The 13,892-nt window shown below is 59.1% G+C and carries 10 protein-coding genes and 1 tRNA gene; 3 read left to right on the top strand and 8 right to left on the bottom strand.

Going from position 1 to position 13,892, the window contains the following annotated elements; genetic code table 11:
• The first annotated feature begins 179 nt into the window (after window positions 1-179).
• The 3 genes from bcsE to bcsG are packed head-to-tail and all read left to right on the top strand — an operon-like array spanning window position 180 to window position 3,590.
• The gene (bcsE, locus tag ACJ8QF_RS21100) at window positions 180-1,748 is read left to right on the top strand and encodes a cellulose biosynthesis protein BcsE (RefSeq protein ID WP_442537844.1); all 1,569 of its coding nucleotides are present in this window, start codon (window positions 180-182) and stop codon (window positions 1,746-1,748) included.
• The gene (gene bcsF, locus ACJ8QF_RS21095; protein ID WP_004934139.1) at window positions 1,735-1,938 is read left to right on the top strand and encodes a cellulose biosynthesis protein BcsF; all 204 of its coding nucleotides are present in this window, start codon (window positions 1,735-1,737) and stop codon (window positions 1,936-1,938) included. Before bcsE ends, bcsF begins: the two co-directional genes overlap by 14 nt.
• Entirely contained in the window at window positions 1,935-3,590 is a 1,656-nt protein-coding gene (gene bcsG / locus ACJ8QF_RS21090) for a cellulose biosynthesis protein BcsG (RefSeq protein WP_442537843.1), read from the top strand. The genes bcsF and bcsG overlap by 4 nt, the downstream gene beginning before the upstream one ends.
• Before the next feature lie 297 nt (window positions 3,591-3,887).
• On the opposite strand, the gene dppF is transcribed toward bcsG, so the two are convergent.
• From dppF to ACJ8QF_RS21050, 8 genes are all read right to left on the bottom strand, one after another.
• The gene (dppF, locus tag ACJ8QF_RS21085; protein ID WP_004934133.1) at window positions 3,888-4,877 is read right to left on the bottom strand and encodes a dipeptide ABC transporter ATP-binding subunit DppF; all 990 of its coding nucleotides are present in this window, start codon (window positions 4,875-4,877) and stop codon (window positions 3,888-3,890) included.
• A complete protein-coding gene (gene dppD, locus ACJ8QF_RS21080) occupies window positions 4,874-5,854 on the bottom strand; it encodes a dipeptide ABC transporter ATP-binding protein (RefSeq protein WP_275095317.1) in 981 nt (326 codons plus the stop codon). Before dppD ends, dppF begins: the two co-directional genes overlap by 4 nt.
• 15 nt (window positions 5,855-5,869) lie before the next feature.
• Entirely contained in the window at window positions 5,870-6,772 is a 903-nt protein-coding gene (gene dppC, locus ACJ8QF_RS21075) for a dipeptide ABC transporter permease DppC (RefSeq protein WP_004934130.1), read from the bottom strand.
• A gap of 11 nt (window positions 6,773-6,783) precedes the next feature.
• Window positions 6,784-7,803, bottom strand: a complete 1,020-nt coding sequence (dppB, locus tag ACJ8QF_RS21070; protein WP_004934128.1) for a dipeptide ABC transporter permease DppB — start codon at window positions 7,801-7,803, stop codon at window positions 6,784-6,786.
• Between the two features lie 170 nt (window positions 7,804-7,973).
• On the bottom strand, window positions 7,974-9,581 hold the full coding sequence (gene dppA, locus ACJ8QF_RS21065; protein ID WP_004934126.1) for a dipeptide ABC transporter periplasmic-binding protein DppA: 1,608 nt from the start codon (window positions 9,579-9,581) through the stop codon (window positions 7,974-7,976).
• Window positions 9,582-10,182: 601 nt separating this feature from the next.
• Window positions 10,183-11,874, bottom strand: coding sequence for a glycosyl hydrolase family 18 protein (locus ACJ8QF_RS21060; protein ID WP_004934124.1), 1,692 nt, complete (start codon window positions 11,872-11,874; stop codon window positions 10,183-10,185).
• A 424-nt stretch (window positions 11,875-12,298) separates the two neighbouring features.
• Window positions 12,299-12,375: transfer RNA gene (locus ACJ8QF_RS21055), tRNA-Pro, on the bottom strand.
• 120 nt (window positions 12,376-12,495) lie between these two features.
• The gene (locus ACJ8QF_RS21050; protein ID WP_004934121.1) at window positions 12,496-13,827 is read right to left on the bottom strand and encodes an MFS transporter; all 1,332 of its coding nucleotides are present in this window, start codon (window positions 13,825-13,827) and stop codon (window positions 12,496-12,498) included.
• Window positions 13,828-13,892 lie beyond the last annotated feature (65 nt).

Below are 13,892 nucleotides of genomic sequence, written 5' to 3'. Positions count from 1 at the left end.
TGGCGAAAATAGGCTATGTTAATTAACTATAGCAACGATACAAAAAGAGAGAGGCAATAAGATGATTCTCAACAAATATTGTTGAAGAGCGTCGGAGATTTGTTATTGCCAGCGTAAAAATGGCTATCTTTAAATATAAACGCCTTTAGTCGGCTTTCAACGAAAGTAGAACACATCCTATGGCGCACTCTTTTTCTCTAGGCATTCGGCAGATTTGGGAAGAGCTGTCGGTGATGCAGGCCCCCGGGCTTTATTGGATCAATATCGACAGGCAAAGCGACGCCGCGCTGCTGTGTCGCCAGGTCATCGCCGCTCAACCGGCCACTCACAAAGTCGCCCTGATCTGCAGCGGCGACAAACCCGAGCGCCTGCTGGCCGAGCTGGCTGCGCCCGCGTTGCAGAAGCTGCCGCTGTATCAATTACCGGAGAAAAAAGCCGCGCTGACACAGTTGAACGACGATCTGATGCGCGCCCTGCGGCCGCAAAATCGCTTACTTATCCTGCTTGCCCACGCCAGCCTGTGGCAAACCTTCACCACCGAAGAGCTGCGCGAGTGGACGCGCACCCTCGCCGCCTGGCTGCGGCGGCAGGGCTGTACGCTGTTGATCCTCAGCCACGGCGGCGGCATCAATAAGCTCAAAGGGCAGCTCAGCGCACAGCACCGCATCCTGAACGGCCTGTCCAGCCTGCAATGGCAGCAGGACAGCGCGCAATACCTGGTGAACTGGTGGAGCACCGAAAACGGCATCAACGCCAACCAGCTGCTGACCTTGTATGCGGCGGAAGGCGGCTGGCAGGGCGAGGATGAAAATAGCCAACCTTCCCCCACCGCCTTACGCAGCGACGAAAGCCAGTATCTGGCCGAGCGCAGCATCCTGGAAGGCGCGCCGCCGCTGTCCGCCAACTGGCAACTGCTGGAGAGCAACGACGAACTGGCGCAGCACGGCATGCTGAGACTCTCGGCGACGTTGATTTTCGCGTTGTATCAAAGCGACCAAATCGATCATCTGGCGCACCAGATCCACACCCTGCGCCGCAGCCGCGGCAACGGCCTGAAAATCGCGGTGCGCGAGATGAGCGCCAGCCTGCGCTACAGCGACGAACGGCTGCTGCTGGCCTGCGGCGCCAACCTGATCGTGCCGCACGTCGCGCCGCTGTCGCGTTTTCTGACCATGCTCGAGGGCATCCAAGGGCAGCGCTTCTCACGGCATGTGCCCGCCGACATCGATGCGCTGCTGGCCGGGCTGCGTCCGCTGCAGCTCAAAGGCTACATGCGGCCGGAAGCGTTCAGCCAAGCGGTGCTTTCGCTGATGGGCAACACGCTGCTGCCCGAGGACGGCAAAGGCGTGATGGTGGCGCTGCGCCCGGCCACCGGTCTGCGCGCCGAACAGGCGATGACCCTGTGCCACCTGCGGCGGTTCGGCGACGTGATGACCGTGGTGCAGGGGCGGCTGGTGCTGTTCCTTTCCACCTGCCGCATCAACGATCTGGATACTGCGCTGAAGTTCATCTTCCGCCTGCCGGTGGATGAAGCCTTCAGCAACCGGGTGGTGTGGCACCAGGACGTCGATATCATTTCGGAAATCAAACGCATGGCCCAGGGGCGCTGGCAGATTTCGGCCACCGGCACCGCCGGTGCCGCGCCGCGCCACCGCGTGGCGGCGGCCGAGGTGCCCGCGGAACGGCGGCAGCCGGTCGCCTTCACGCTGCCGCTTGGCCCGCAGGAGGAACCGCATGCTGAACCTTAACGACATCGTGCAACTGATCCTGCTGTGCGCGCTGATCTTCATTCCGCTGGGCTACGCCTTTCACCGGCGTTTTCCGCATTTGCGTCAATACTGGCAAAACCTGTTGTTATCGCCGCGCTATTTGAAATCCGCCGGTTTATGGGTGCGCACAGGCTCCTCATCTCAGATTAAACGTAAGAAGCAGCCATGAATCCAAACTCGAAGACGCAATCCGATAACGCTCTGTGGCGCTACTGGCGCGGGCTGGGCGGCTGGAACCTCTACTTTCTGGCCAAATTCGCCCTGCTGTGGTTCGGCTACCTGAATTTCCACGCGCTGCCGAACCTGGTGTTCATGGCGTTTCTGCTGATGCCGATCCCTTCGCAACGCCTGCATCGCTGGCGCCATTACCTCGCTATCCCGATCGGCATCGCGCTGTTCTACCATGACACCTGGCTGCCGGGCATCAACAGCATCCTCAGCCAGGGCTCGCAGCTGGCCGGCTTCAGCGCCCAGTATCTGCTGGAGCTGATCAACCGCTTTATCAACTGGCAGATGATCGGCGCGGCCTTCGTGCTGTTTATCGCCTACCTGTTCGTCGCACAGTGGGTGCGCGTCACGGTGTTCACCGTGGCGGCGCTGGCGTGGCTCAATATCGTCAACATCGCCGGGCCGGCGGTTTCACTGCTGCCCGCCACTTCCACGGCTGCCGCCGGCGGCGCCAATACCCCGGCCACATCAGCGCCGGCGGCGGGGGACGCTGCGCCGGCAGACAGCCTGCCGCCGACCAGCGCCAACCTGACGGCCTACCTGAACCAGTTCTACGAGCGGGAAAAAGGCCGCGCCACCGCGTTCCCGGCCACTTTGCCCGCCGACGCCCAACCGTTCGATCTGCTGGTGATCAACATCTGTTCGCTGGCCTGGGCCGATATGGAAGCGGTCAACCTGCAGAATCATCCGCTGTGGTCGAAGATGGACATCATGTTCGACAGCTTCAACTCGGCCACCGCCTACAGCGGCCCGGCCTCGATACGGTTGCTGCGCGCCAGCTGCGGCCAGCTTTCGCATCATGATTTGTACCAGCCGGTGAACCAGCAGTGTTACCTGTTCGACAACCTGGCGAAGCTCGGCTTCAAGCAACAGCTGATGCTCGATCACTCCGGAGTGTTCGGCAACTACCTGAAAGAGCTGCGTGAACAGGGCGACATGCAGGCGCCGTTAATGTCGCAGGCCGGTATCGGCAACGAGCTGACGTCGTTCGACGGTGAGCCGATTTATAACGATCTGGAATTGCTGACCCGCTGGCTGGATCAGCAGCAAAAAGCCGGAGACGCCCGCACCGCCACCTTCCTCAACGTCATCCCGCTGCACGACGGCAACCGCTTCGTCGGCTCCAACAAGAGCGCCGACTATCAGCCGCGCGCGCAGAAGCTGTTCGATCAGCTGAACACCTTCCTCGATCAGCTGGAAAAATCCGGCCGCAAAGTGGTGGTGGTGATCGTGCCGGAGCACGGTGCGGCGTTGGTGGGCGACAAGATGCAGATGTCCGGTCTGCGCGATATTCCCAGCCCGAACATCACCCATACGCCGGTCGGCATCAAACTGGTGGGCATGAAGGCGCCGCATCAGGGCAGCCCGCTGCAGATCAAAACGCCGAGCAGCTATCTGGCGCTGTCGGAGCTGGTATCACGTCTGGTGGACGGCAAGGTCTTCAGCGAATCCAGCGTCGACTGGCAGGCGCTGACCCAGGGGCTGCCGCAGACCCCGGTCATCTCCGAAAACGACAACGCCATCGTGATGCAATATCAGGGGAAACCTTACATTCGCCTGAACGGCGGCGACTGGGTGCCTTATCCGCAATAAGCGCGGCCTCATCAACCTAAAGCGCGCCGCCGGCGCGTTTTTTTTGGGCTTTTATAATAAAAATGGTGAAGCCGATAGGCCGATATAATGTTATTAACAACAACCCGTTGAATTCCATAATTCTATTATTATTTTCATGCGAAGATTCTTAGAAAAAAATAACTCTTATCAGAACTTAATTAGGGAGATAATTAAAATGGCGGACTGTGGTAGTTTTCTACTTATTAACCCTTTGATTAAGTAATAAAAAACGCCGGCGTGATGCCGGCGTGAATTTAAGCGATGACGTTCGACGCTTTACGTCCCCGGATGTTCGTCCTGATCGACCGCAAAGCAGGCCACCATCTGCTCACCGTACTGTTTTAACTGCGGCTGCAGCTGCACGCAGGTGCCGAAAGCGCGGCGGCAGCGGGCATTGAACGCACAGCCCGGCGGCGGATTCATCGGGCTGGGCAGTTCGCCGGTCAGCTTGATGCGCTCGCGGCGCATATCCGGGTTCAACCGCGGCGTCGCCGACAGCAGTGCCTGGGTGTACGGATGGCGCGGGTTGTTGAAGATCGCCTCTTTGCTGCCCTTTTCCACGCAGCGGCCGAGGTACATCACCATCACCTCGTCGGCGATGTGTTCCACCACCGACAGATCGTGCGAGATGAACACATAGGACAGCCCCAGCTCCTGCTGCAGATCCATCATCAGATTCAGCACCTGCGCGCGCACCGACACGTCCAATGCCGACACCGGTTCATCGGCGATCACCACATCCGGATTCAACATCAGCCCGCGGGCGATAGCGATACGCTGGCGCTGGCCGCCGGAGAACATGTGCGGGTAGCGGTCATAATGCTCGGTCTTCAGACCGACCTTCGCCATCATCTCCAGCGCTTTTTCCCGCCGTTCGGCGGCGCTGAGCGACGTGTTGATCAACAGCGGCTCCTCGAGGATCTGCCCGACCTTCTTGCGCGGGTTGAGCGATCCGTAAGGATTCTGGAACACGATTTGGATCTTCTGGCGCCGCAGTTTCTCGGCCGAGACGTCCGGCTTCAGCAGATCCTGCCCCTGGTAATACAGCTCGCCGCCGGTCGGCACTTCAATCATCGTCAGCAGGCGGCCGAGCGTTGATTTGCCGCAGCCCGACTCACCGACCACCGCCAGCGTTTTGCCGCGCTCCAGGGTGAAGGACACGCCGTCGAGCGCCTTGACCAGCCGCTCCGGCGCGAACAGGCCCTTTTTCACCGGGTAATGCTTCTTCAGGTCAATCGCCTGCAGTAAAGGTTGATTCTGGCTCATACGGTCGGCCTCCCCGCATCATCCAGCGGTGTGTGACATTTAACCTGACGGCCGGGAATGCTGCGCAGTTCCGGCTCCTCGTTACGGCAGCGTTCGTTGGCATACGGACAACGCGGGTTGAGCAGGCAACCGGCCGGGCGATCGTATTTGCCCGGCACCACGCCCGGCAGCGAAGCCAGCCGCGCCTTGTCGGCGGCGAACTCCGGCAGCGCGCGCAGCAGCGCCTGGGTGTACGGGTGGCGCGGCGCGCGGAAAATCTCCGCCGCCTTGCCGGATTCCACCACCTGGCCGGCGTACATCACGATGATGTGATGCGCCGCTTCCGCCACCAGCGCCAGATCGTGAGTGATCAGCAGCAGCGCCATGTTTTCGCGCTGTTGCAGGTCCAGCAACAGTTCGATGATCTGCGCCTGGATAGTCACATCGAGCGCGGTCGTCGGCTCGTCGGCGATCAGCAGCTTCGGCCGACAGGCGATGGCCATGGCGATCATCACGCGCTGACTCATGCCGCCGGAAAGCTGGTGCGGGTATACGTCCAGCCGCGAGGCCGGATCGGGGATACCCACCTGCGTCAGCAGGTCGATAGCGCGCTGACGGCGGGTGCGGCGGTTGCCGCCCTGATGCACCTTCAGCGCCTCCATGATCTGGTAACCGACGGTATAGCACGGGTTCAGGCTGGTCATCGGATCCTGGAAGATCATCGCCACTTCGGAGCCCACCAGCTGGCGGCGCTCTTTTTCGGAGATCTTGCGCAGATCCTGGCCGTTGAACTCCAGCTTGTCGGCCATCACCTTGCCGGGGAAATCGATCAGGCCCATGATCGCCAGCGAGCTGACGGATTTTCCGGAGCCGGATTCACCGACGATGCCGACCACCTGACCTTGCTCCACGCTGTAACTGATGCGGTCTACCGCGCGGAACGGGGTGCCTTCGTCACCGAAGTGCACCGAAAGCTTGTCTACATTCAATAACGCCATCTCTCTCGTCCTCTGTTACTGCTTGAGTTTGGGGTCGAGAGCGTCACGCAAACCGTCCCCCATCAGGTTAAATGCCAGCACCGTCAGCAGGATCGCCAGGCCGGGGAAGGTCACCACCCACCAGGCGCTTTGCGCGAACTGCAGCACGTCGGAGAGCATGGTGCCCCACTCCGGCGTCGGCGGCTGCGCACCCATGCCCAGAAAGCCGAGAGCGGCCATGTCCAGAATGGCGTTCGAGAAACCGAGAGAAGCCTGCACGATCAAAGGCGCCAGGCAGTTAGGCAGAATATTGACGAACATCTGGCGCAGCGCGCCGGCGCCCGCCACCCGCGAAGCGGTGACGTAGTCGCGGTTGACCTCCACCAGCACCGCCGCGCGCGTCAGACGTACATAGTGCGGCAGGGCGACGAAGGTCAGCGCCAGCGAGGCGTTGACGATCGACGGCCCGAATACCGCCACCAGCACCAGCGCCAGCAACAGGCTCGGCAGAGCCAGCATGATGTCGACGATGCGCATGATAATCGCGTCCACCACGCCGCCGAAGTAACCGGCCAGCAGGCCGAATATCACGCCCATGATCAGCGACAGCACCACCACCAGACAGCCGACCAACAGCGACAGCCGTGCACCGTACATCAGGCGCGACAGCACGTCGCGGCCCACGTCGTCGGTGCCGAGGATATATTGCCAACTGCCGCCTTCTTGCCACACCGGCGGCTTGAGCAGCGCGTCGCGGAACTGGTCCGCCGGCGCATGCGGCGCCAGCACGCCGGCGCCGAGCGCGATCACCAGCATCAGAACGATATACACCAGGCCGACCACGGCCCCTTTATTGCGCTTGAAATAGTGCCAAAACTCCTGAAACGGGGTCATCGGCTTCGGCGCACCTTTAACTGCAGACTCAGTGATTTGAGACATGAGAGCGCCCCTTATTTCTTGTGGCGAATACGCGGGTTGACCACGCCGTAGAGCACGTCTACCAGCAGGTTAACCAGAATGATCATACAGGCGACCAGCAATACCCCGCCCTGCACCACCGGGTAATCGCGGCGCTGCAGCGCGTCGATCAGCCAGCGGCCCAGCCCCGGCCAGGAGAAGATGGTTTCCGTCAGAATAGCGCCGGCCAGCATGGTGCCGACCTGCAGCCCGATCACCGTCACCACCGGCAGCAGCGCGTTGCGCAGCGCGTGGACGACGATCACTCGCATGCGGCTCACGCCCTTGGCGCGCGCGGTGCGGATATAGTCTTCGCCCAACACTTCCAGCATCGAGGAACGGGTCATGCGCACGATCACCGCCAGCGGGATGGTGCCCAGTACGATGGCCGGCAGGATCATGTGCATCACCGCGTCGACGAAGTCGCCAGGCTCGCCCCAGATCAGGGTGTCTATCAGCATGAAGCCGGTCAGCGGCTGGCTGTCGTCGAGGAATACCGTGTCGCTGATGCGCCCCGACACCGGCGTCAGGTTAAGCTGCACCGACACCAGCATGATCAGCATCATGCCCCACCAGAAAATCGGCATCGAATAGCCGGTCAGCGAGATGCCCACCGCGGTGTGATCGAAGACCGAACCGCGTTTGACCGCCGCCAGCACCCCGACCGGGATGCCCACCAGCACCGCGAACAGCATCGCGCAGAAACCCAGCTCCAGCGTGGCCTGGAAGCGCGGAACGAACTCGCTCCAGACGGAGATGCGGCTTTTGAGTGAGGTGCCCAGATCGCCGTGCAGCACGTTGGACACGTAGGAGAAATATTGTTGATAGAGCGGCTTGTCCAGCCCCATTTCCGCCATCAGCTGCGCGTGGCGCTCGGCGGAGATACCGCGTTCCCCGGCCATGATGGTCACCGGGTCGCCGGGGATCATATGGACGAATGCAAAAGTCAGCAACGTAATGCCGATAAACGTTGGGATAACTAACCCCAAACGTCGGAGTATGAACTGCAACATATCCCGAACTCTCTGTATCAATGCCCGGCAGCTCATCGTCCGCCAGGCTTATTAACGCTCACATGCCTTTGAACGATTCGACGGCCATACGCCGGAGACTGGTCAGCAGAGGCGCAAACCTGTTGCGCCCCTGCAAGTCCATTCGTGCGTCTCCGGTAAAGCGGTCGAAATCAGTCTACAGAGACATTCTCGAAGTGATGCTTACCGAGCGGATCCACGACGTAGCCTTTCACTTCCTTACGCACAGGCTCATACACGGTGGAGTGTGCGACAATCAGCGCCGGAGCCTGATCGTGCATCACCACCTGCGCCTGTTTGTACAGTTCGATACGCTTGTCGTGGTTGGATTCGGCGCGCGCCGGTTGAATCAGATCTTCAAACGGCTTGTAGCACCAGCGGGAGTAGTTGGAGCCGTCTTTCGCCGCCGCGCAGCTGAACAGCGTGGCGAAGAAGTTGTCCGGATCCCCGTTGTCGCCGGTCCAGCCCATCATCACCGTCTGGTGCTCGCCCGCTTTGGCGCGCTTGAGGTATTCACCCCACTCATAGGTCACGATTTTGGCTTTCACGCCGATCTTGGCCCAGTCGGCCTGGATCATTTCCGCCATGCGGCGCGCGTTCGGGTTGTAAGGACGCTGTACCGGCATCGCCCACAGATCGATGCTGAAACCGTCGGCCATGCCCGCTTCTTTCAGCAGCTCTTTCGCCTTGGCCGGATCGTAAGCGTAATCCTGCACCGCGTCGTTATAGCCCCACATGGTCGGCGGGATCAGGTTCTTGGCCGCCTGGCCCGCGCCCTGATAAACCGCATCGATGATCGCCTGCTTGTTGACCGCCATGGTCAACGCCTGACGCACCTTCAGGTTATCCAGCGGCTTTTTCTCGACGTTGAACGACAGGTAACCCACGTTCAGGCCCGGCTGTTCCATCAGGTTGATGGACTTGTCCTGCTTCATGCGGGCGATATCGGCCGGGTTCGGATACGGCATCACCTGGCATTCGTTTTTCTGCAGTTTGGCGTAGCGCACGGAGGCGTCAGGCGTGATGGAAAACACCAGGCGATCGATCTTCGGCTTGGTGCCCCAGAAACCGTCGAACGCCTTGTACAGGATCTTGGAGTCTTTCTGGTATTGCAGCAGCTGGAATGGGCCGGTGCCGATCGGGTTCAGATCGACTTTCTCCGGCGTGCCGGCTTTCATCATCACGTCAGCGTATTCGGCGGACAGAATGGATGCGAAGTCCATGCCCAGGTCAGCCAGGAACGGCGCCTCCGGGCGGTTCAGCACGAAGCGCACGGTGTTGTCGTCCACTTTTTCGATCTTGGCGATCAGCTTCGGCATGTCCATGCCTTCAAAGTATTCGTAACTGCCGCCGGACACTTTGTGATAGGCGTTGTTCGCATCCAACTGGCGTTCAAAGGAGAACACCACGTCGTCGGCGTTGAAATCGCGCGTCGGTTTGAAGTCTTTGCTGCTCTGCCACTTCACGCCTTTGCGCAGGTGGAAGGTGTAGGTTTTGCCGTCTTCGCTGACGTCCCACTTCTCAGCCAGGCCCGGCTGCAGCTCGGTGGTGCCGGTCTTGAATTCGACCAGCCGGTTGTAGATTGGTACCGAGCTGGCGTCATAGGTGGTGCCGGAGGTAAACAGCTGCGGGTTGAACCCTTCCGGGGAACCTTCAGAACAGTAAACCAACGTCTTGGCCTGTACGCTGGCCGCCACGGTCAGCGCGATCAGCCCAATACCGAATTTCAGAATCCCCGATTTACCCAAGGAACGTGTCATCGTTAGTGCTCCATTGTGTGATGTGATGTGTGTAATTGCCGCCAGACCTGTATTTTTTATTGCGTGGCCTGTGCGATCGGCGCCCGAAGGCAGAAGGCGTACGAGGAGAGAATGCCGGATGGAACGCATCGCGGCGGGGACGTCTGAGCGCGTGGAATTCACTCAAACAACTCTCGCTCTTACCCCTGAGGCTATCAAGTTGCCAACTGTTTGGGGTGTCGTCAATATAACCAGTGGGGATTTACGCAGACTGTGAGAAACAGCAAACAAACATAAAAAAAACCTTTTGTTAACAGTTCCAGCATGAAAATTTATGCTAAGCGGCCATTTTTAGCGCATTGGTCTGACCCTCACAAACTTACTGGTTTTTAACTCCGTTAAAAAACGCCAAAACTTTGTTGCTGAATGATGAATATCTGAACGGTTATTTTTGTGATCGCCGTTAAAGACAGGAGGAAATGCTGAAGGATTACCCAAAAGGGTGAGTCCGATGACCGCGTTTTGCTCGGGGCAGAGCCACAATCTGTGCGGCGTAAAAAAACTTTCGGCGGCGAAAAAGCCGGGGGCGAAAGGATATCCCCCGGCAACGCACTGCAACCGATTATTGAACGCCGGCGCTGTTGCCCAGGCTGGCGTTCATGCTGTTGAGAATATCGCCGTTATCCGCGTCGATCTCCCAGGAGAACAGGCCGCCCAACTGCTTATCCAGCACGTACTTGCCTTTGGCCTGCACCGAGCGGGCATCGTCGAAGGTGATCAGATCGCCAGTGGAAGGCTTGAACACGTATGGCGCTTCCGCCGTAGCGTCGTAGGTGTACTGCCACTCGCCGCTCATGAACTGGCCGGCGATTTGGCGGTAGTCCACGATGCCGTTCTCCCAGGTGCCTTTGACCGGCCCGGTGGCGGTACCGGTGAACGGAATGTTGTTCTGGTAGCCGTTCACCCCGGTCCAGCCGCGGCCATACATGGCGGTGCCGACCACGATCTTGCCCGGCTTGACGCCCTGCGCCAGCAGCGCATTGACGCCGTTCACCGTGGTGTAAGCGGTGTCCGGCTTCCAGGCCGGCGCATTCAGCGCGGTCTGATGCCCCAGGTTCTTCAGATCGAAGGCGCCATAGAAGTCGTAGCTCATCAGGAAGATGTGATCCATCGAGTTCTGCGCAACGTTGTAAGCCACCTTGTCGATCTTGTCCTTGCCGGCGCTGATGGCGGAGGTCAGTTCATATTTGCGGCCGGTTTCCGCCGACAGCTGATCCAGCATCGCCCGCAGCTCCTTCATCAGCAGCACATAGGTTTCCCCGTCCTGCGGGCTGCCCAGGTTCGGGTTGGCGCCTTTGCCGCCCGGGAACTCCCAGTCGATATCCACGCCATCGAAGAACTTCCAGGTCTGCAGGAACTCTTTCACCGAACCGACGAAGCGATCGCGCTTCACCTTATCGCCCATGAAGAAGAACGGGTCGGACAGCGTCCAGCCGCCGATCGACGGCAGAATTTTCAGGTCAGGATGCGCCTGTTTCAGCGCCATCAGCTGGCCGAAGTTGCCCTTGTAGGGGTCATCCCAGGCGGTAACGCCCTTCTGCGCTTTTTGCAGCGCGGCGAACGGATCGTGGATCGAGACTTTGAAGTCCTCGCGGCCCTGGCAGGAGCGCTGCAGCGCCTGGAAGCTGCCTTCGATCTCTTTCAGGCTGTCGTTGATGCCGTTGCCGCCGCAGATCGGGATAAAGCCGTACAGCAGGTGGGTCAGGTTCTGCGCCGGGATCTTGTCGACGGTGAAATTGCGCCCGTAAACGCCCCACTCGACGAAATAAGAACCCACCACTTTGCCGGAGTTCTGTTTATACGGTTTATTCTTTTCCAGCAGCGGCTCTTTCAACGGCGCCAAATGGCTGCCGTCGGTGTCGGCCACCACAATTTCGGTGGCATCGCTGGCGCTGCAGCCGTCGGCATTGCACAATGCCACCTGCATTTGATAACGGCCGCCTTTATTGACTTTAAAATTCGCCGTACCGGAAGAACCGGTTGACGGGCCGCTCCACGCCTCTTTGCCATTTAATAAAACTTTTGCCGTCGTACCGGTGTCGCCATTCCATAAATTCCAGGAGACCGAAACATCGGCGGCATTTTTTACCTTCACCAAATTATTATAAGCGGTAGCCGCTTGGTCAACTTCAACGATGGCGAACTTGGTGTTGCCCCAGGCGATGGTCGGCTTGCCCGGCGCGGCGGCCTGCGCCGCGGAACACAGCGTGCTGCCGATCAACAGCGCCAACAGCGGTTTATTAAATTTGCGCATAACTGATTCCTTTATTCCGAGAGGATAAACATAAAAGAGTTAATCGTCGCGATGCATTGCCGAAGCGAAAAAATTCCGCAATAATCCTCGAAGATTAACGTTAATAAATAATCACGATATTTTCCACGCAGCGGGAATAACATATCCCGCGTTGTCCATTCAGACTATAGGTAAAAAAAATGTGAAAACAAGAGCGCTATAAACCGGGTTTTATTCGGCAAGCATGAATTTATTTAAATATGAGAAAAAGAGCCCAATGGGAATAAGGAGTGTGAATTAATTAAGCGTAAAGGATAAATATATTTCACGAGGACGGTGGATTGACGCACGCCATAAAGCGAAGCCGACCGTATCGGAGGAGGTGCTCATCCTCATAAACTGCAGACGAAAAAAAACCTGCTTTAAAAGCAGGTTTTTCGAATGGTGGTCGGCGAGAGAGGATTCGAACCTCCGACCCACTGGTCCCAAACCAGTTGCGCTACCAAGCTGCGCTACTCGCCGATGCGGGGCGCATCTTACTGCTGGCGGTTATAGGCGTCAATCACTTTTTTTCCCCTGCATTTCAAGTGGTGATAAAAGCGCCATAATACGCTGCGCCGGGGGCTGCGCAGCGTATTTTACTCAGGCGTTGGCCGGTTTCAGCGCCGGCGTCTGCGCGCGCAGGAATGGCAGCAGGAACAGCGCCGACAGGCAGGCGGCGATGGAAATCACCACGAAGAAGCCGTTCCAGTGCCAGATCTCCATCACCCGCGCGATCGGGTAGCCGGACAGCGCCGCGCCCAGGTAGGCGAACAGGCCGACGAAACCGGTCGCGGCGCCCGCCGCATCCTTGTGCGAGCACTCCGCCGCCGCCATGCCGATCAGCATCTGCGGACCGAAGATAAAGAAGCCGATGGCGAAGAAACAGCAGGCCTGCAGCAGGTAAGTCACGCCCGGCATCAGCCACAGCGCCGCCACCGACAGGAAGATACCGATAGCGAAGATCAGGTTCATCGGGCCGCGGTTGCCGCGGAACAGCTTGTCGGAACCCCAACCGGCCACCAGCGAACCGATAAAGCCACCCACTTCAAACAGCGAGATAGCCGAGTTGGCGGTCATCAGCGAATAGCCCTTTTCCTGCGTCAGGTAGAGGTTGCCCCAGTCGTTGATCGCGGTACGCACGATATACACCAGCACGTAAGAGACCGCCAGCAGCCAGATGTACTTGTTGGTCAGCACGTAGCGCTTGATGATCTCGCGGTTGCTCAGCCCCTGGCCTTCCGATTCCTGCACCAGCTCCATGGCGTCGTTGCGCCATTTGCCGACGCTCGGCAGCCCCAGGGTGGATGGCTTGTCACGCAGGCGCCAGCACATCAGCAGGCCGAGCACCACGCCGATGATGCCGGGAATGATCATGCCGTAACGCCAGCTGAAGTGCAGCGAGATAAAGCCGACCAACAGCGGGATCAGCGCGCCGCCGACGTTGTGCGAGGTGTTCCAGATCGCCCACCAGCTGCCGCGCTCGGAACGCGAATACCAGCTGGTGAGGATTTTGGAGCACGGCGGCCAACCCCAGCCCTGGAAGAAGGCGTTGAGGATCCACAGCGTGCCCAGCATCAGCAGCGACGAGCTGAGGCCGAAGAAGATATTCAGCACCCCGGTCATGATCAGGCCCAGCCCCATAAAGTAACGCGGGTTGGAGCGATCGCTGATCATACCGGAAATGAATTTCGAGCAGCCGTAGGTGATGTAGAACAGCGTGCCGAGGATGCCGACGTCGGACATCGTCAGGCCCAGATCGCTCAGCATCGCCGGCATGATGAAGTTGAAGCTTTTGCGCGTGAAGTAAAACGCGGCATAACCGATGTACATGGTGCACATCAGCTGAATGCGCCAGTATTTGTAGCTGGCGTCGATCTGCCGTTGATCGGTGACCTGCGGCGCATCCGGGCGGCTTTTAAGGAAAGACCACATGTGGAACCTCAGAGGATTGAATTAAAGTGCCGTTATGATGCTCCTCGCGCGCGCAGGGGGCTTAC

This window comes from Serratia sp. CY81684 (assembly GCF_052166595.1).
In the GTDB taxonomy this organism is placed as follows: Bacteria; Pseudomonadota; Gammaproteobacteria; order Enterobacterales; family Enterobacteriaceae; genus Serratia; species Serratia nematodiphila.
The sequence above is the reverse complement of the archived record's forward strand: the minus strand, read 5'-3'. Positions and strand labels throughout refer to the sequence as shown.

Excerpts from the sequence above, each read along its gene's own strand:
- bcsE (WP_442537844.1), top strand. The coding sequence starts at position 180 with ATGGCGCACTCTTTTTCTCTAGGCATTCGGCAGATTTGGGAAGAGCTG.
- dppC (WP_004934130.1), bottom strand. The coding sequence starts at position 6,772 with ATGTCTCAAATCACTGAGTCTGCAGTTAAAGGTGCGCCGAAGCCGATG.
- dppF (WP_004934133.1), bottom strand. The coding sequence starts at position 4,877 with ATGAGCCAGAATCAACCTTTACTGCAGGCGATTGACCTGAAGAAGCAT.
- bcsF (WP_004934139.1), top strand. The coding sequence starts at position 1,735 with ATGCTGAACCTTAACGACATCGTGCAACTGATCCTGCTGTGCGCGCTG.
- bcsG (WP_442537843.1), top strand. The coding sequence starts at position 1,935 with ATGAATCCAAACTCGAAGACGCAATCCGATAACGCTCTGTGGCGCTAC.
- ACJ8QF_RS21060 (WP_004934124.1), bottom strand. The coding sequence starts at position 11,874 with ATGCGCAAATTTAATAAACCGCTGTTGGCGCTGTTGATCGGCAGCACG.
- dppA (WP_004934126.1), bottom strand. The coding sequence starts at position 9,581 with ATGACACGTTCCTTGGGTAAATCGGGGATTCTGAAATTCGGTATTGGG.
- dppB (WP_004934128.1), bottom strand. The coding sequence starts at position 7,803 with ATGTTGCAGTTCATACTCCGACGTTTGGGGTTAGTTATCCCAACGTTT.
- dppD (WP_275095317.1), bottom strand. The coding sequence starts at position 5,854 with ATGGCGTTATTGAATGTAGACAAGCTTTCGGTGCACTTCGGTGACGAA.
- ACJ8QF_RS21050 (WP_004934121.1), bottom strand. The coding sequence starts at position 13,827 with ATGTGGTCTTTCCTTAAAAGCCGCCCGGATGCGCCGCAGGTCACCGAT.